General features: G+C 72.0%; 10 protein-coding genes. 8 read left to right on the forward strand and 2 right to left on the reverse strand.

Translation table 11 applies throughout. From position 1 onward, the window contains the following. Positions 1-17: 17 nt before the first annotated feature. The 3 genes from OG788_RS27410 (at position 18) to OG788_RS27420 (ending at position 7,226) form a co-directional block, all read left to right on the forward strand. Positions 18-2,186 carry a serine/threonine-protein kinase gene (locus tag OG788_RS27410; protein ID WP_406376856.1) on the forward strand — a complete coding sequence of 723 codons (2,169 nt, stop codon included), beginning with the start codon at positions 18-20 and terminating at the stop codon, positions 2,184-2,186. A 169-nt stretch (positions 2,187-2,355) separates the two neighbouring features. Then, the gene (locus OG788_RS27415) at positions 2,356-5,433 is read left to right on the forward strand and encodes a protein kinase (RefSeq protein ID WP_406374081.1); all 3,078 of its coding nucleotides are present in this window, start codon (positions 2,356-2,358) and stop codon (positions 5,431-5,433) included. 188 nt (positions 5,434-5,621) lie between these two features. After that, complete coding sequence (locus OG788_RS27420; protein WP_406376857.1) at positions 5,622-7,226, forward strand: serine/threonine-protein kinase; 1,605 nt, start codon at positions 5,622-5,624, stop codon at positions 7,224-7,226. Positions 7,227-7,312: 86 nt separating this feature from the next. On the opposite strand, the gene OG788_RS27425 is transcribed toward OG788_RS27420, so the two are convergent. Beyond that, positions 7,313-7,726: a hypothetical protein gene (locus tag OG788_RS27425; RefSeq protein WP_406374083.1), complete on the reverse strand. Its 414-nt coding sequence runs from the start codon at positions 7,724-7,726 to the stop codon at positions 7,313-7,315. A 298-nt stretch (positions 7,727-8,024) separates the two neighbouring features. Between OG788_RS27425 and OG788_RS27430 the strand changes: the two genes are divergently transcribed. The 4 genes from OG788_RS27430 (at position 8,025) to OG788_RS27445 (ending at position 15,295) form a co-directional block, all read left to right on the forward strand. Then, on the forward strand, positions 8,025-9,665 hold the full coding sequence (locus OG788_RS27430; RefSeq protein WP_406374084.1) for a serine/threonine-protein kinase: 1,641 nt from the start codon (positions 8,025-8,027) through the stop codon (positions 9,663-9,665). Positions 9,666-9,780: 115 nt separating this feature from the next. Further along, on the forward strand, positions 9,781-11,508 hold the full coding sequence (locus tag OG788_RS27435; RefSeq protein WP_406374086.1) for a serine/threonine-protein kinase: 1,728 nt from the start codon (positions 9,781-9,783) through the stop codon (positions 11,506-11,508). 231 nt (positions 11,509-11,739) lie between these two features. Further along, complete coding sequence (locus OG788_RS27440; RefSeq protein WP_406374087.1) at positions 11,740-13,416, forward strand: succinic semialdehyde dehydrogenase; 1,677 nt, start codon at positions 11,740-11,742, stop codon at positions 13,414-13,416. 70 nt (positions 13,417-13,486) lie between these two features. After that, on the forward strand, positions 13,487-15,295 hold the full coding sequence (locus OG788_RS27445) for a GMC oxidoreductase (protein WP_406374089.1): 1,809 nt from the start codon (positions 13,487-13,489) through the stop codon (positions 15,293-15,295). A gap of 110 nt (positions 15,296-15,405) precedes the next feature. Here OG788_RS27445 and OG788_RS27450 read toward each other — a convergent pair whose 3' ends face one another. Continuing rightward, positions 15,406-16,374, reverse strand: a complete 969-nt coding sequence (locus tag OG788_RS27450; RefSeq protein ID WP_406374091.1) for an LAETG motif-containing sortase-dependent surface protein — start codon at positions 16,372-16,374, stop codon at positions 15,406-15,408. A 231-nt stretch (positions 16,375-16,605) separates the two neighbouring features. Here OG788_RS27450 and OG788_RS27455 point away from each other — a divergent pair, with 231 nt between their 5' ends. Beyond that, positions 16,606-17,805, forward strand: coding sequence for a hypothetical protein (locus OG788_RS27455; protein ID WP_406374092.1), 1,200 nt, complete (start codon positions 16,606-16,608; stop codon positions 17,803-17,805). Positions 17,806-17,821: the final 16 nt, after the last annotated feature.

Genomic DNA, 17,821 nt, shown 5'->3' on the forward strand with positions numbered 1-17,821 from the left:
GTTGCATGAGGGGACGCATGTCGGAGGCGGAGCGGGCGGGAGCATCCCGTCAGGACAAGAGCGAACGTCTCCTCGCCGGGCGGTACCGGCTGGGGGATGTTCTCGGCCGCGGCGGCATGGGCACGGTGTGGCGCGCGCAGGACGAGACCCTGGGCCGCACGGTCGCCGTGAAGGAGCTGCGGTTCCCGTCGGCCATCGACGAGGAGGAGAAGCGCCGGCTGATCACGCGCACGCTGCGTGAGGCCAAGGCGATCGCGCGGATCCGCAACAGCGGCGCGGTGACGGTCTTCGACGTGGTCGACGAGGACAACCGGCCGTGGATCGTGATGGAGCTCGTCGAGGGCAAGTCGCTCGCCGAGGCCATCCGCGAGGACGGCCTGCTCACGCCGAAGCGCGCCGCCGAGGTGGGCCTGGCCATCCTCGACGTGCTGCGCTCGGCGCACCGCGAGGGCATCCTGCACCGGGACGTGAAGCCGTCGAACGTGCTGATGTCCGACGACGGCCGGGTCGTGCTCACCGACTTCGGCATCGCGCAGGTGGAGGGCGACCCGTCCATCACCTCGACCGGCATGCTCGTCGGCGCGCCCTCCTACATCTCGCCGGAGCGGGCGCGCGGCCACAAGCCCGGCCCCGCGGCCGACCTGTGGTCGCTCGGCGGTCTGCTGTACGCGTCGGTGGAAGGTGTGCCGCCGTACGACAAGGGCTCGGCGATCGCGACGCTCACGGCCGTGATGACCGAGCCGGTGGAACAGCCGAAGAACGCGGGCCCGCTGGAGAACGTGATCTACGGCCTGCTCGCCAAGGACCCCGAGCAGCGGCTCGACGACGCGGGCGCCCGCGCGATGCTCAACGAAGTGCTGCGCGCGCCCGCCCCCGAGCAGTCGCTGCCGGAGCCGCCGGACGCGACGAAGGTCGTGGCCATGCCACCGGTGCCGGAAGATTCGGGCCGGCGGGGCGCGGGCGGTCGCGGTTCGGGTGCCAGGAAGGGCGAGGAGCCGGCGGAGCGGCTGCGCGGGGCGCTGCGCTCGGTGCGCAAGGCCGCGACGGCGGCCGGTGCCGCCACGGCGGCGGCCACCGCGGCGGCGACGGCCCGTGCGAAGACGGCCGGCGGCTCGGACGCCTCCCGGGCGGACGGGGACGCCGGGGCGGCCTCCCCGCGCACGGGTGCCGGGTCCGGTGGGGCTGCCGGTACGGTCGGCGGCACCTCCGTGCCGTCCGCCTCGGTGGGTTCGTCCGTGCCGCCCGCTCCGCGGAAGCCGGAGGGCCGTGACGGTGCGTCGGTGAACTCCAGTTCGGCCGGGGGTGCCGGATCTGCGGGTGCCTCCGGTGCGCGGAACGCCTCGGGTTCCGGGTGGCCGGTGGCCCCCGAGCGGCCACCGCGGCCGGCGCCGAAGGCGTCGCTGACGGATGTCGTGCCGCGCCGCACGCTGGTGATCATCGCGGTGGCCCTGGCGCTGGCCGTGCTCGGCACCGTTCTGGCCCTCACTCTCGGTGGCGGGGACGACGACGGCTCCAAGGACAGCAAGACCGGCGCCGGCAAGACGACCGCCTCCAGCGGAGCGACGTCCGGGAGCGGGAACGGCGACGACACCAAGAAGGACGACGACGACGGCACCGACACCGGTACCGACAGCGGTGACAAGTCGGGCTCCGGCTCGGATGCGGACGGGAGCGCGAACGCCTCCTCGGACGCGAGCGCGAGTGCGAACACGTCGGACGGTTCGAGTGGCGGCAAGGAGTCGGGATCGGGTTCCGGCGCCGCGAGGACGTACAAGAGCGGCCAGGGCTTCTCGATAGGGCTGCCCAAGGGATGGAAGTACCAGTCCCAGGACGCCGCGGGAGCCCGGTTCACGGGGCCCGACGGGCAGAAGCTCCTCGTCGGCTGGACGACGACGCCCAAGGACGACCCGGTCGCGGACTGGAAGAACCAGGAGCGTTACATGAACCGCTCCCAGTACTCGAGGGTGCGCATAGAAAAGGTGGACTACCGCGACTGGAACACGGCCGACTGGGAGTTCACCTATGTCGACGGTGGCACCAAGTACCGGTCGATCGACCGCGGCTTCGTCGTGAACGCGCATCAGGGGTACGCGCTGATGTACACGGCGAAGGCGTCCGCGTGGGACAGCGCTCTGCGCAAGAACACGTGGAAGACGCTGACCGAGACGTTCCAGCCGAAGTCGTGACGTACCGCTCGCCGAGGTGACGTTCCGCCACGGCAGGGAGCCCCAGATCTCGCATCACCGCTCTGCGGGTTGCCTCGGGCACGTATCGTGAGTGGTTGCGGACCGTACGAAGCCACAACGGAACGCAAGGCGAACGGAATTGACCAACCGGTCGGCTGGGGGAGGCATCGTGGACGACTATGCGGGACGGGTACTCGCCGACCGTTACCGCCTGCCCCTGCCGCCGTCCGACGAGTACGAACTCGCCGAGAGCCGGGCCTTCGACACCTACAGCGGGCAGGAAGTCCTGGTACGGCAGGTGCCGTTGCCGGAGGTCGTCGAGGCCGAGATGCTCGACGCGGACGGGCTGCCCGAAGGGTTCGTGGCCCGGGACGGCGGGGTGCGGCGGGCCTCCGCGCGGACCACGCGCCGGCCCACCGAACCAGCGGTGCTCCGCGCGATCGAGGCCGCCCAGGCCGCCGCGCAGATCCCCGACCATCCCCGCCTCGACCAGGTCTTCGACGTGTTCGCCGAGGGCGGGTCGCTCTGGATCGTGAGCGAGCTGGTGCCCGCGCGGCCGCTGGCGGCGCTGCTCGCCGACAAGCCGCTCAGCCCCTACCGCGCCGCCGAGGTCGCCGCCGACGTCCTGACCGCGCTGCGAGTCCTGCACGCGCACGGGTGGGTCCACCGGAACATCACCGTGCGCACGGTGCTCGTCTGCGACGACGGCCGCGTACTGCTGACCGGACTGGCGGCCGGTGCCGCCGAGGAAGCCCTGTGCGGGTACGACCCGGTGCCGGTGCGGGAGGACGACCTCACGAGTGAACCCGGGCAGGGTCCTGGGGCCGCCGAGGGCGGCCTCGCGCGGCCCGGCTTCGGCGGAGGCTCCGGGCGGACCGGGAACGCTGGTCCGGCCGGGCCGGACGCGGGTGCCCCTCGTGGTGCCGGCGCCGGTGGGCCGGGCGGCACGGGCGGGCGCGGTCCCGCCGGCGGCATCGGATTCGGAGGCGGTACCGCGCGCGGTGTCGCCGTGGCGGCCACGTCCGGTGCCGATGCCGAAGAGGCCCGCCGGGCGGCGATCGAGGCCCGGGCGGAGCAGGGAACACCGGTTCCGGGGACGCCCGCGGCGGGTACGGCGGGCAGGGGCCCGCGTGCTCTCGAAGCGGCAGGTCCGGCGGGGCGGGCCGTGCCGGGCGGCGGATCGGACGCGGATGGCGGATCGGACGCGGGCGGGGGAGCGGGGGGCGCCGAGAGCGACGTCCGCGCCGCGCGCGCCGGGGCCATCGCCGCGTACCGCGCGGGAGCGCGCGCCGCGGCCCGCGTCCAGGGGGAACAGCGGGGCGACCCGCTCGTGCTTCCGGCACCCCGGCCCGCGGCACCCGGCGAGCAGAACGGACAGGCCGACCAGGACAGTCCGTACGGCGTCTCCGAACACTCCCCGCAGGACCGGGCGCACGGGCAGGCGCTGCTGCCCGGTCAAGGCGGGCAGCAGCGCCCCCGCACCGCCCCTCCGGGCCAGATAGCCGACCCGTACGGAGTGGGCGCCACCTGGCACGGGGCTCAGCCACGCCCTGCCGGACCCGTCGGAGGGGACAACGGCCAAGGGCACCCCACCCTCCCCCCGGGAGCGGGCGGCACGCCGGCCATGGGGGCCACCGGGTACGAGCGCCCCGCGTCCGGGCCCGGACAGCAGCCCTTCGTCGCCGGGCACGGCGGTCGTACCGGCGTCCCGGCCCCAGGTGGGTCTCCCGACACCGGCCGGGGCCCGGACAACGGCCGGTTCACCGGCGGCTTCCAGGCTTCCGGGTACACCCAGGCACCCGGACTTCCGGGCGGTTTCACCGAGTCCGGGCACGCCCGCGGACCCGGCGCCTCCCCGGCCCCCGACCACACCCGGGTTCCCGGTATCGGGCAGGGTCCCGCCCCCGCCCCGTACAACCCCGAAGGCCGCAGCGGCGGTTGGGGCGAGCTGGTCGTCGGGGCGTCGCCGCGGCGAGGTCCCGCCACCGCGCTCGCGGCGGAGCGGGCCCGGCAGGCACGGATGGCCGTGGTCGGACCGGTGACCGAGCGCTGGGCGCCGGAACAGGCCGGGCCGGTGCACGAGAACTGGCAGCTCGCGGCTCCGATCGGACCGGCCACCGACCTGTGGGCCCTGGGCGCGCTGCTCTTCCGCGCCGTACAGGGGCACGCGCCGTATCCGGAGGAGAACACCGCCGAACTGGTGCAGCTGGTGTGCGCGGAGCCGCCCGCCTTCGCCGAGGAGTGCGGACCGCTGCGGCCCGTCGTCGAGTCGCTGCTGCGCCAGGACCCCACCGAGCGGCTCGACTTCGAGGAGCTGCGTGGCTGGCTGCGTTCCCTGGTGCGGTCCGCGCCCGAGCCCGAGGCCGGGGCGCACGTCGTGCCCGTGCCGCCCGCCGACCCGAGCCGGCTGCCGATCGTACGGCGCCGGGGCGAGCTCGTCCGCAGGCGTCGCGCCGGGCTGCCCGCGACCAGTCCGCACGCCCGCCACAAGCGCGCCAGGAAGGAGAGTTCGGCGCGGCCCCGCCGGCTGGGCCGGAATCTGCTCCTGCTGATCCTGCTCCTGCTGGCCGCGGCGGTCGCGTACGCCATGGTCTTCATGCCCAAGTCGGACCGGAGCGGCACGGGCGAGCAGCGGACCGGCGCCGCCGGACAGGCCGGACCCACCCCCGACACCGGCGGCGACGCGAAGGCGAGCAGCGAGCCACGACCCGACCAGACCTCACCGGGGCCGGACAAAAGCCCCTCGGGGAAGTCGAGTTCGACCTCCTCGCACACCAGCGCCGACCCCGATGTCGCCCAGGGCTTCACGCTCCGCAAGGACCCCGAGGGATTCCGGGTCGCCGTGGCGAGCGGCTGGGACCGTTCGCCGAAGAACGGCAGCGGCCAGATCGTCTACTCCCAGGGTGACTTCGAGCTCATCGTCGTGCCCGGGCGGGACAGTACGGCCACCTACGGCAGCGACCCGATGACCTACCAGCGGGAGAACGAGAAGGAGTTGCAGCCCTTCCGTGACTCGACCTGGGCCACCTCCAGCGGGATGCGGCGGATCGACGTGGGCGGCAAGGTGATGGCCGAGGGCCAGTTCACCTGGCAGGACTCCGCGGGGCGTTCGCTCTATGTGCGCAACCTCGCGATCCTCGTCGGCGGGCACTACCACGTGGTCCAGGTGCGCGGCCCGGATGCCGAGCGCGACGAGGTGACACGGCTCTACGAGCAGGCGTCGTCGACCTACCAAGTCACCCGCTGAACAACCCTTTTGCACACCGGACGCCGCGTTTGTGCAGGCGAGGACGTCTGAACGCCGAACGGTTCCCTCCCGTACAGGGAAGGGAGAACCGTCACAGTGCGGTCTCCGTACGACCCCGCTTGTTCCCTGGTGGGTGACCGCTCCTTAGTCTGACCCTGTCAAGACCATTGCGGGGAAACGTGAATCAGATGCAGGGCCTGCTCCTCGCGGGCCGCTACCGACTTGTCGACTCCATCGGCAGCGGTGGCATGGGCCGGGTTTGGCGCGCCCATGATGAGGTGCTGCACCGCGCGGTCGCGGTCAAGGAGCTGACCGCCGCGCTGTACGTCGCCGAGAGCGACGTCGCCCGGATGCTCGCCCGCACCCACGCCGAGGCGCGGGCCGCGGCCCGGATCAACCACTCGGCCGTCGTCACCATCCACGACGTGCTGGAGCACGACAACCGGCCGTGGATCGTCATGGAGCTGGTCGAGGGCAACTCGCTGGCCGACGAGGTCAAGGAGCAGGGGCGCCTCGAACCGGCCGAGGCGGCACGGATCGGTCTGTGGGTCCTGCGGGCCCTGCGCGCCGCGCACGCGGCGGGCGTGCTGCACCGCGACATCAAGCCCGGCAACGTCCTGCTCGGCCGCGACCGCCGGGTGCTGCTCACCGACTTCGGCATCGCCCAGATCGAGGGCGACACCACCATCACCCGCACCGGAGAGGTCGTGGGCTCGGTCGACTACCTCGCCCCGGAGCGGGTGCGCGGCCACGACCCGGGCCCGGCGTCCGACCTGTGGGCGCTCGGCGCCACGCTGTACACGGCGGTGGAGGGCAGGTCGCCGTTCCGCCGCACCTCGCCCATCGGCACCATGCAGGCCGTCGTCGAGGAGGAACCCGCCGAACCGGTCAACGCGGGTGCGCTGGGGCCCGTCCTCGCCGCGCTGCTGCGCAAGGATCCGGCCGAGCGGCCCAGCGCGGCGCAGGCGGAGCAGATGCTTACCGAGGCGGCCGCGGGACGACTGTCGAGTGCGGCGACGCAGTCGTACGCGCCGACGGGCCAGGCGGGGTACGGCACGGAGACGGGGACCCGCACCGGTACCCGCGCGCAGACGGCCGCTGCCACGCCGTATCAGCCGGTGGCGATCGTGCCCGCGCCGCCGAAGCGGCACCGCCTGCGTACGTTCGGCCTGGTCGTCGCCCTCGCGGCGATCGTCGGCGGGGGTGTCGCGGTCGCGCTGCAGCAGTTCGGCACGGGCAGCCCCGGCGGCTCCGCCTCCGCGTCGTCGACTCCGAGCGCCAGTGCCACGCCGAGCGACGGCGGCGGTCAGGGGGCGGTTCCCGCCGGTTGGGAGCAGCACGACGACCCGGTGGGCTTCAGCATCTCCCTGCCCAAGGGGTGGAAGCGGTCCGTCTCCATCGACCAGGACGGACTCCGGCAGGTCGACTACTCGCCCGACAAGGGCAAGCACCTCGTGCGGGTCGCCGTCGACACCGCGCCGGACTTCCGGACCTCGTACGAGCACATGAACAACCTGGACCAGCGGATCTCACGGCACCTGCTGGACTACAAGCAGCTGAGCCTCAAGGAGGAGCTGTTCCGCGACCTGCCGGGTGCCCGCTGGCAGTACACGTGGAACGCGCTGGCCAAGGACCCGCCGCACTACTTCCCGGGGCCTTACCGTGCGATCGACGTCGGGTACATGGCCAGTGACGGCACCGAGTACGCCATCTACGCGTCCTCGCCGGCCGACGACTGGGCCACCACCAGAAAACGGTTCGACTGGATCCTGCGGGGCTTCCAGGAGCGTTGATCCGTCCGCGTGCCGGGCAGGCGCGGGCGTTGCCGGAGACGGCCGCGCATCCGCCTGCTCCGGCCGCGGCTCAGGCGGTCGGGGGCTCAGGCGTAGTCCGTGCACGAGCGGACGATCGTGCTCCCTTCAATGACAGCCACCTGCGCGCCGATGTAGTCGAGATCATCGCCGGAGGGCGACGCGTACGTGCTGAAGGAGGTGGTCGATCCGTTTCCGTCGTATTCGGAATGCCAGGCCCACTCCGTTACCCATCCAGTGCCGCCGTCTATGGAAACGAGTCGAATGGCCACATGGTGGCCATCGGCAGCGGTGTCCTTGACCCAACCGCTGATGTCCACATGGTGGGCTGTCCAGTTGGTGAACGTGAGACTCCCCGAGGCGCCGGTCACCGAGCACGCGGCTCCGCCACTCGCCGCGCTGGCATTGGTCACCGTGGTCGTGGCGAATATGGCCACCGCCGCGACGCTCGTGACGGAAAGGCGCTTCAACGTATTTCCCATGCGGAAAAAGGTAAGGCTTCCATGATTCACATGACAGCATGATTCCGGCCGCCCGCTTTGTCCTGCATGGCGCCTATCTCTTGGCGATTTCCCCTGCCTTGTAGCTTTTTCCCAACAGGCGGTGGCCGAAAATGATCGCCCCTGGCCGTCCGGCCGACCCTGGTCGCGCACGCAGGCGAACTGGCCGAACTCGCCGGCTCCCAGGAGCGGTCGCGCGCCACCGGCTGTCCCGGGCGGCGGCATACTTGGCCGGTCGCCGCCACGGAAGGCGTTCGTCCGGTGCGGCATGATGGGGCCCATGGGGACCGAGGGGGAGAACGTCCGCGTGATCGCGGGCCGTTACCGGCTGGAGGCGAGAATCGGCCGGGGCGGCATGGGGGTCGTCTGGCGTGCCACCGACCAACTGCTCGGCCGCCAGGTCGCCGTGAAGGAACTGGCTCTCGACGACTCGCTCTCCGTCGAGGAGACCCGTCTGCAGCGTGACCGCACCCTGCGCGAGGCGCGGGCCGTCGCCCAGCTCCACCACCCGCACATCATCGTCGTCCACGACGTCGTCGTGGACGACGAACGCCCCTACATCGTCATGGAGTTGATCGACGGCGGCTCGCTCGCCGAGCGGATCTCGGCGCGTGGCCCGGTCGACGCCCGCGAGGCCGCACGTATCGGCATCGATCTGCTCGGGGCGCTGCGCCGCGCGCACGACGCCGGTGTCCTGCACCGCGACCTCAAGCCCGCCAACGTCCTCGTCGAGGCCGGCACCGACCGTGTTGTGCTCACCGACTTCGGGATCGCCCAGGTCGCGGGCGCGACGACGCTCACCGAGACCGGCGCGTTCGTCGGCTCGCCCGAGTACACGGCGCCCGAACGGATGGCCGGGGCGCGGACGGGCCCCGAGTCCGATCTGTGGTCGCTCGGCGCGCTGCTGTGCACGGTGCTGAGCGGAGCGTCGCCCTTCCGCCGCGACTCGCTCGGCGGCATCCTGCACGCGGTCGTCGTCGACGAGATCCGTCCGCCGGCCCAGGCCGCGCCGCTGCTGCCCGTCGTACGAGGGCTGTTGGAGCGTGATCCCGAGCGGCGGCTCGACGCGGCGGAGGCGGAGCGGATGCTGCGCGCCTACCGCGACACCGGCCGCACGCCGCGGCTGTCGGTCCCGTACACGCCCACGCGGCGGGACGTACCTCTGCACAGACCGGGGGCCAGGCCGCAGCCGCCCGCTTCCGGTACCGCGGCGGACGGCCCGCCCAAGCAGTCCGCACGGAGTCTCCTCGTCGCCGCCGCGCTGGTCGCGGCGATGGCCGGCGCGGCGGTGTCGGCGGCCATGCTGCTGATGAACGGCGGTGGGGACGGCAGGCCGTCCTCGTCCAGTGCGCCGGGCACGTCACGGACGCCGAGTACGTCGTCCTCGGTGTCCGGCACGCACTCGGCCCCGCCCACGAGCGCCGCGCCCACCGTCACGGTGACCCGGCGGCAGTCGCCGACCGCCACCGCGGCCCGCACGGCGCCCTCGGGATACCGCATCGCGTCGGACCCGGACGGCTTCTCGCTCGCCGTGCCCGACGGTTTCACCCGGGACCCCGAAGGGGAGCGGGTCTTCTACATGTCACCGGGGCAGACCTTCCGCCTCGGTGTCAAGCAGGCCGATCCCGAGACCGGCGGGCCGCTCGGCGTGATGCGCCGGGCGGACGCCGAGGGGCCCGCCAGCAACCCCGGGTACCGCGACGGCACGGTCGCCCGGACCACGCACGACGGACACCCGGCCGCCCTCTGGGAGTTCACCTGGGACGGCTTCACCAAGGCGGAGGGCGCACGGCACACCTACGACCTGTGCTGGGAGCAGGGCGGCCGGATGTACGACGTGTGGGTCTCGGCGCCGGTCGGGCGGGGGACGGAGGCGAAGGAGTACTTCGACGTCGCGGTGGACACCTTCGTACCCTCCTAGTGGACGCCTTCGTACCCTCATAAAGGGGAAATAAGGGATGGCGCGCGTCACGGGTCTGTGACCGGCGGGCGGCGGGACTGGATGGCGACCGGCCTGCCGCGATAGAGATGGACGCATGAGCGACAACGGGGGAGTCCCTCACGGGGGCGACGAGCCGACGAGTTTCGGTCTGCAACCGCCGAGGGCCGCGGTGCCCGGAGTACCGGCGGGGGCCCCGGCCGCCGCCGTCCCGTACCCGGGCAATCCGTATGCCACGCCCACCCGTGTCGTCCCGGACCAGCCGCAGGCTCCCGCGCCGCAGCCCGCGCCGCAGCCCGCGCCGCAGCCCGCGCCGGAACCGGGGACCGGGCGCCTCATCGGCGGGCGCTACCGCCTGCTCTCCAAGCTCGGGCACGGCGGCATGGGCACGGTGTGGCGGGCCAAGGACGAGACCGTGGACCGCGAGGTCGCCGTCAAGGAGCCGCGCGTTCCCGACCACCTTCCCGAGCGTGAACGTGCCAACGCGTACGAGCGGATGCGGCGCGAGGCGCGCGCGGCGGCGCGGCTCGACCACCCAGCGGTGGTGAGTGTGCACGACGTGGCCGTCGTGGACGGACAGCCCTGGATCGTCATGGAGCTGGTGCGGGGCCGCTCGCTCGGCGACGCCCTCCAGGAAGGCACGCTCGGCGCCCGCGAGGCCGCGCGCGTCGGTCTGGAGGTCCTCGGTGCCCTGGAGGCCGCGCACGCGGCGGGCGTCCTGCATCGTGACGTCAAGCCCGACAACGTGCTCCTCGGCCGGCACGACCGCGTCGTGCTCACCGACTTCGGAATCGCCCAGATCGAGGGCGAGACCAGCCTGACGGACACCGGCGGTTTCGTCGGCTCGCCCGAATACATCGCCCCGGAAAGAGTGCTGGGCCAGCGCCCCGGTCCCGCCTCCGACCTCTGGTCCCTCGGTGTCGTGCTCTACACCGCGACCGAGGGTGTCTCCCCCTTCCGCCGCAGCAACACGCCCGCCACGCTCCAGTCGGTCCTCAACTCCACGCCGGCCGCCCCCGGTTCGGTGGGCGGCCCGCTCGCGGAGGCGATCAACGGGCTCCTCAGCAAGGAGCCGTCCCACCGCCCCGCGGCGGCCGAGGTGCGGCGCCTCCTGGAGGAGGTCGCGCGGCCGCCGGCCCCGGCGCCCACCCAGGTCGTGCGGATCGAGGGCCCGGACGGCCCCGGAGAGTCCGGCGGCAGGGGCGTCCGGGTCGGTCGCAAGACCCTGATCGGCCTCGGAGCGGCGGTCGTCGCGGCCGCGGTGGCGGTGTGCCTGGTGATCGCGGACCCGTTCGCCGGTCCGCTGCCGGACGGCTGGCGGAAGAAGCCGGTGAAGGACGTCGCCGCGACGCTGGCGGTGCCCGTCGGCTACCAGGAGACGACGCCGGACCGGACGTCGGACAAGAAGCACTGGGTCACGTACACCGACTGGAGCGGGAGCATCTGGATCGAGCTGACCCTCGACAAGAAGTCCGAGGACGCCAACAAGGAGATCAAGGACTCCGCGCGGGCCGAGATGTACGCGGACGACGGCGAGTTCAAGGCGAGCGGCTCGTACCCCCTGAGCATGCCCGAGGGCCCGAAGACGACTCCGGACGCCAAGGCGACGTATCAGGGCAGGGAGTCCGCCGAGAACACGGTGAGGTACAGGACCACCGACAGCCAGAACCCCCGCCCCCGCGAACTCCGGCTCTTCTACTACAAGTCGAAGGCGGGCGACATGTACAAGCTCACGATCAGCTACCCGGGCGACGGTGACTTCACGGCACGGGGCCGTGAGGTCGCCGAGGCGGCGATCGCGAACCTGGACATCGACAAGCCGTGATCGACCGCGGCGGTGCCGCGCGGGCTGCCCCTGGTCGCGGTGGCCGTGGCCGCGGTCTCGTCCCCGGTGACCGGACTGTGACCGGGAAAACGATCCCTCGGTGATCGCCGGATCGACAACGCCCTGATCAGCGCGTTTGCTGCCAGTGATCACTGGCGGTGTGTGAGTACTCGGTGAAAGGCTATTACCGACGGGTACCCAAAGGGAGCGAGCAGGCATACTCTGCGGCTCATGACGGACTCGCAGGCCGCGGAGCAGGCCACGGAAAAGACCGGCGCCGACGAGACGACCGGTACCGACGCATCAGGCGTCCCCGGTGCCCTCGGCACCAACCCGCTCGCCCCCGCCCCGGCCGGCGTCCGTACCGCCGCCGATGTCGTCACCCCCGAGCTCGTCGCGCAGCTCACCAAGGGCGTGGCCGGGTCCGGGCGGACCGCCAACCACACGCCGTTCACCGGCGAGAAGCTGGCAGACGTACCCGAGTCCACCCCGGAGGACGTCGAGAAGGCGTTCGAGCGGGCCCGCGCGGCCCAGGTCGCCTGGGGCGCCACCCCCGTGCGCCGGCGCGCCGCCGTCCTGCTCCGTTTCCACGACCTCGTGCTCGCCCGGCAGGCCGAGGTGCTGGACCTGATCCAGCTGGAGACCGGCAAGGCCCGGCTGCACGCCCATGAAGAGGTCCAGGCCGTCGTGGTCGCCGCGCGGCACTACGGCCGCAAGGCGCCCGCGTACCTGCGCCCCAAGGGGCACACCGGCGCGGTCCCCACCCTCACCAAGGTCACCGAGCTGCGCCACCCGCGCGGTGTCGTCGGGCAGATCGCGCCCTGGAACTACCCGCTGGAACTGTCGGTGGGCGACGCGCTGCCGGCCTTCGTCGCGGGCAACGCCGTCGTCATGAAGCCCGACACCGAGACCTGCCTCACCGCCCTGTGGGCGCGTGACCTGCTCATCGAGGCCGGGCTGCCCGCCGAGGTCTTCCAGGTCGTCCTCGGGGACGGGCCCGTCGTCGGACCCGAGGTCGTCAAGCACGCCGACTACGTCTCCTTCACCGGATCGACCCGGACCGGCCGGGAGGTCGCCCAGGGCGCCGCCGCCCGTCTCGTCGGCGTCTCCCTCGAACTCGGCGGCAAGAACGCCATGGTGGTCCTCGAGGACGCCGACATCGACAAGGCCGCCGCGGGCGCCGTCCGCGCCTGCTTCTCCTCCGCCGGTCAACTCTGTATCTCCATAGAGCGGTTGTACGTCCACGAGTCGATCGCCGACGCGTTCGCGGAGCGGTTCGCGGCCCGCACCAGGGCCATGCGGCTCGGCACGTCCCTCGCGTACGGGGCGGACATGGGGTCGCTGGTCGGGGAACGTCAGCTGGAGACGGTGACACGGCACGTCGAGGAAGCCGTCGCCAAGGGGGCCAAGGTCCTCGCCGGCGGTGTCGCCCGGCCCGACATCGGCCCGTACTTCTTCGAGCCCACCATCCTCGACGGAGTGGAGGCCCCGATGGCCGTCTGCGCCGAGGAGACCTTCGGTCCCGTCGTCTCCCTCTACCGGTTCACGACCGAGGACGAGGTCGTCGAGCTCGCCAACGCCACGCAGTACGGCCTCAATTCGTCCGTCTGGACGAAGGACGGGCGGCGCGGTCGCGCGGTCGCGGCCCGGCTGCGGACCGGGACGGTCAACGTCAACGAGGGGTACGCACCCGCGTACGGCAGCGTCCAGTCGCCGATGGGCGGCATGAAGGACTCCGGCCTCGGCCGCCGGCACGGCTCCGAGGGCATCCTCAAGTACACCGAGGCGCAGACCGTCGCCCATCAGAGGCTGCTGCCGATGGCGCCGTCCCTCGGTATGGACGACGAGAAGTACGCGGCGTTCATGAGCCGGAGCCTCAAGGTCATGAAGGCGTTCCGGCTGCGCTAGGCACCGGCCCCGCGCGGGTCTTCGACAACGAACCACGGTTCGCAACGGTTCTCAATGAGGAGAGCGGCACGTGTCACAGGAGAGCTCTGTCCAGGAACAGCCGGACGAGGAAACGTACGACTACGACGTCATCGTCGTCGGCTCCGGTTTCGGCGGCTCCGTCACCGCGCTGCGGCTGACGGAGAAGGGATACCGCGTAGGTGTCCTCGAAGCGGGCCGGCGCTTCACCCGCGACGCGCTCCCCAAGAACTCCTGGGACATCAAGAACTACCTCTGGGCCCCGAGGCTCGGGATGTACGGCATCCAGCGCATCCATCTGCTGGGCAATGTGATGGTGCTCGCGGGAGCGGGCGTCGGCGGTGGTTCCCTGAACTACGCCAACACCCTCTACGTGCCGCCGAAGCCGTTCTTCGAGGACCCGCAGTGGAAGGACATCACCGACTGGGAAGGGGAGTTGAAGCCGTACTACGACCAGGCCCGGCGCATGCTGGGCGTGCGGCTCAACCCGACCATGACCCCGTCGGACGTGCACCTCAAGGCCGCCGCGGAGAGGATGGGGGTCGGTGACACCTTCCACATGGCGCCCGTGGGTGTCTTCTTCGGTGACGGCCAGGACGCGGACGGCCGGGCCCGGGCCGAGCCCGGCGCGGAGACCGCCGACCCGTACTTCGGCGGGGTCGGCCCCGCGCGCAAGGCCTGCACCGAGTGCGGCGAGTGCATGACCGGCTGCCGCCACGGCGCCAAGAACACCCTCAACGAGAACTACCTCTACCTCGCCGAGAAGGCGGGCGCCGTCGTCCATCCCATGACGACCGTCGTGTCCGTCACGGACGACTCGCGGGGCGGCTACGCCGTGCAGACCCTCCCGACGGACGAGCGGCGCAAGGGCAAGGGCCGGACCTTCACGGCGCACCGGGTCGTCCTCGCGGCCGGCACCTACGGCACCCAGACGCTGCTGCACCGCATGAAGGCGGGCGGCCACCTGCCGTACCTGTCGAAGAAGCTGGGCGAGCTGACCCGGACCAACTCCGAGGCCCTGGTGGGCGCGCAGACCGACAACCGGCGCTACCGGAAGGCGCACGGGACACCCAAGGCCGACTTCACCCAGGGCGTCGCGATCACCTCCTCGATCCACCCGGACGAGAACACCCACATCGAACCCGTCCGCTACGGCAAGGGCTCCAACGCGATGGGCGGCATGTCCATCCTCCAAGTCCCCTATGCGGAAGGCTCGTCGAGGGTCGCCGGGTGGCTCGTCAACGCGGCAAGGCATCCGGTGCTGGTGCTCCGTTCGCTCTCCAACCGCCGCTGGTCCGAACGCACCATCATCGGGCTGGTCATGCAGTCGCTCGACAACTCCCTGACGACGTATCTGAAGCCGAAGGGTGCCGGCAAGGGACTGTTGACGGCGCGCCAGGGGCACGGGGCGCCCAACCCCAAGCAGATCAAGGCCGCTTCGCAGGCCGCCTCCGTCCTCGCCGAGGAGATCAACGGCTTCGCGGGCAGCAATGTCGGCGAGCTGATGGGCACCCCGCTCACCGCGCACTTCCTCGGCGGCTGCCCGATCGGTGCCGGGGCGGACGAGGGCGTCATCGACCCCTACCACCGCCTCTACGGCCACCCGGGTATCTCCGTCGTCGACGGCGCCGCCGTCTCCGCGAACCTGGGCGTCAACCCGTCGCTCACCATCACCGCGCAGGCCGAGCGTGCCATGTCGTTCTGGCCCAACAAGGGCGAGGCCGATCCGCGTCCGGCGCAGGGAGCCGCGTACGAGCGCCTCAAGGCGGTGGAGCCGAGCCGGCCCGCCGTCCCCGCGGACGCCTTCGGCGCGCTGAGGCTGCCGTTCCTGGGCATGCCGACGGTGCCGCCGAAGTCGTAGCCCCGCACGAGTTCCGGCCCCGGACGCGAAGAAGGACCTGCACCCCCCTCCGAGCGCAGGTCCTTCTCTTCGTACGGGGCTGATGCCCGCGTCAGTCGTGTGCGGCCGTGTTACGCGGTGGCACCGGACTTGCGGCGACGGACGACGACCAGCGCGCCGGCACCGGCGACCACGGCGATACCGCCGGCGAGGCCGATCATCGGCAGAGCGGAGCTGGAGCCCGTCTCGGCGAGGCTGCCGTCGACCTCCGGCGTGTTGCTCTTGTCGGCGGGCTTGTCCGAGACCGGGACCTTGCCGCCTTCCTGCGGCTTGGTGCCGTCGGTGTCCGTGCCGGCCGCGACGATCTGGAACTTGTACGCGACCTCGCCGAAGCCGGTGCACTCCGCGTCGGCGTCGCCGTAGATGCTGGCGCCCAGCGAGAAGCCGGAGCCGACCGGGGCGCTGGACTTCACGTTGATGCGCAGCGGGACGTCGACCTCGTAGTCGGGCTTGAGCTCGTCGGTGTAGCCGACGAAGCCGACCGCGTAACCCTCCTCGTCGACGTTCTCCCAGGTCTTGTCGGCCGGGTTGTACGCCTGGAGCTGGACCTTCTTGCTCCGGAAGAGGTCCTCGCCCGCCTTGTCGGAGGACGCGCCGGCGAAGAAGCCGAGGTCCGTCAGGGTGGAGTCGGAGTTGTTCAGCACGTCCAGGGAGAACTTGTGCCAGCCACTGCCCGCCGCGATCTTGCCGGGCAGGCCGTTGATGGAGACCTGGACCTTGGAGTCCTCGCACTCGGAGGGCTCGGGGTCCGGGGACTCCGACTCCTCCGGCTCGGAGGAGCTCGGCGCCGGGGCCGACGCCGACGCGGAGTCGCTCGGGGCCGGGGCGGACGCGCTGGTGGACGACGATGCGGAGGAGCTGGCCGACGCGGAGTCGGACGGCTCGGGAGCGGCCTCGGACGAGCTCGGCGAAGCCGACTCGGAGGAGGAAGACTCGGACACGCTCGCGCTCGGGGTGGGGTTCTCCTCCGCGAACGCGGCCGGCGCGACCGACAGCAACGCGAGCGGGGCTATGACAGCCGTCGCAGCCGCAGTGGCCATGGCACGGCGAAGCTTCATGAAGACCTCGGAAGTCCGGAGCGCCGTGAACTCGCGGCGCGCATATGGCTTTTATGGGTGAGGCCTCCGCGTGTGGGGCGCGGGTGTGGCCGTTGGTTCTGCAGGTGTGACCGGCGAAAGCTGAGAAAGGTTGTCCTTCAACTCACGTAATTCTTATGTGGGCTGAGTCACACCCGGATCCGTCTTGTGTACGTCCGTTCGAACCGCTTAGAAATGTCCTTCGTGTCTGACAAGCAGCCCGAGGGAACCGGGGAGCCGACGGTCCCTGACGACGTGTGGGAACGCTTCGCACGCGACAGCGAACGCGACATCCGCGACTCGGCCCCCAAGGAGCCGTCCGCACGGGCGCGCATGGTGACGGAACGGCTGCGTCAGCAGGACGCGCGGGAGACCGAGCGCTCCTCCCGCCGGAACGCCCGGAAGAACACACAGCGGACCGCCCGGCCCGAGGGCTGGCGGACGGGCCCCACGTGGCGCGAGACGGACGGGCGCGCGGCCCGCCGCCGCCGGCTGTGGGCGATCATCGGGGTACCGCTCGCCCTCGCCGTGGTGGTCGTGGCGATGAAGCCCTCCCTGCTGCCCGGCGATCCCTTCGGCACCTCCGCCGACGCGTCCGCCGACCGCACCCCGCTGCCCGCCGAGACCGCGGCCCCGACCGCGCCGCCCTCCGGCACGAACAGCGGATCGCCCACCCGGGAAAGGCCGTTCGCCGGGTCGCCCGCCGAGCGCTGGGCCGACGGCGCGGCCGGCATCGTCGTCCCGAAGGCCACTGCGGTGGGGGCCCTGACCAAGGACCAGGTGGCCACCGGCCTGCGGCAGACGAAGAACCTGCTCGTGGGGGCGAACCTCGACCGGGCGACCCTGCGCGGCGCGCGTCCCGGGACGGCGATCGCCGTCCTCGACCCCAGACAGCCCGGGATGATCCACGACGTGAACCGCCGGCTGCGCGCGCCGGACAGGGAACACAACCCCCTGGCGCTCTTCAGCCGGTTCGACCCCGACGGGGCAAGCCTGGTCGGGGACGTGGTCAAGACCCGCGGCCGGATGACCTTCAAGGAGGGCAAGGACGCGTCGGTCGCCATCCACGCCGACTACACCTTCGTCTACCCGGTGTCCCCGGCCGGCGGGAAGTCGACCGTGGTGACCCGCACCATCGTGCGCCGCGTCCTCGAGATCACGCTCCTGGATCCGAGGAAGTTCCATGTCACGCCGGGCAGAGTGACCATCGCCCATTTCGCCGAGGACATCGGCAACTCCGCCTGCGACGTCTACGACGGCTTCCTGCACCCGCAGTTCGGGTCGGCCACCGCCGGCAGCGCGCCGCCGACGGGCCCGACCGTCGACCCGTACGACCGCAGCCGTGACATCCAGCACTCCGATACGTCCGACTGCGGCACGGTGTCCCGCACCTGACCGCGTCCGCGCCGCG

This window comes from Streptomyces sp. NBC_00647, from assembly GCF_045207245.1.
GTDB lineage: Bacteria > Actinomycetota > Actinomycetes > Streptomycetales > Streptomycetaceae > Streptomyces.

Coding starts and splice junctions, on each gene's coding strand:
- OG788_RS27455 (WP_406374092.1), top strand. CDS start 16,606: ATGTCCTTCGTGTCTGACAAGCAGCCCGAGGGAACCGGGGAGCCGACG.
- OG788_RS27450 (WP_406374091.1), bottom strand. CDS start 16,374: ATGGCCACTGCGGCTGCGACGGCTGTCATAGCCCCGCTCGCGTTGCTG.
- OG788_RS27410 (WP_406376856.1), top strand. CDS start 18: ATGTCGGAGGCGGAGCGGGCGGGAGCATCCCGTCAGGACAAGAGCGAA.
- OG788_RS27435 (WP_406374086.1), top strand. CDS start 9,781: ATGAGCGACAACGGGGGAGTCCCTCACGGGGGCGACGAGCCGACGAGT.
- OG788_RS27430 (WP_406374084.1), top strand. CDS start 8,025: ATGGGGACCGAGGGGGAGAACGTCCGCGTGATCGCGGGCCGTTACCGG.
- OG788_RS27425 (WP_406374083.1), bottom strand. CDS start 7,726: ATGGGAAATACGTTGAAGCGCCTTTCCGTCACGAGCGTCGCGGCGGTG.
- OG788_RS27420 (WP_406376857.1), top strand. CDS start 5,622: ATGCAGGGCCTGCTCCTCGCGGGCCGCTACCGACTTGTCGACTCCATC.
- OG788_RS27440 (WP_406374087.1), top strand. CDS start 11,740: ATGACGGACTCGCAGGCCGCGGAGCAGGCCACGGAAAAGACCGGCGCC.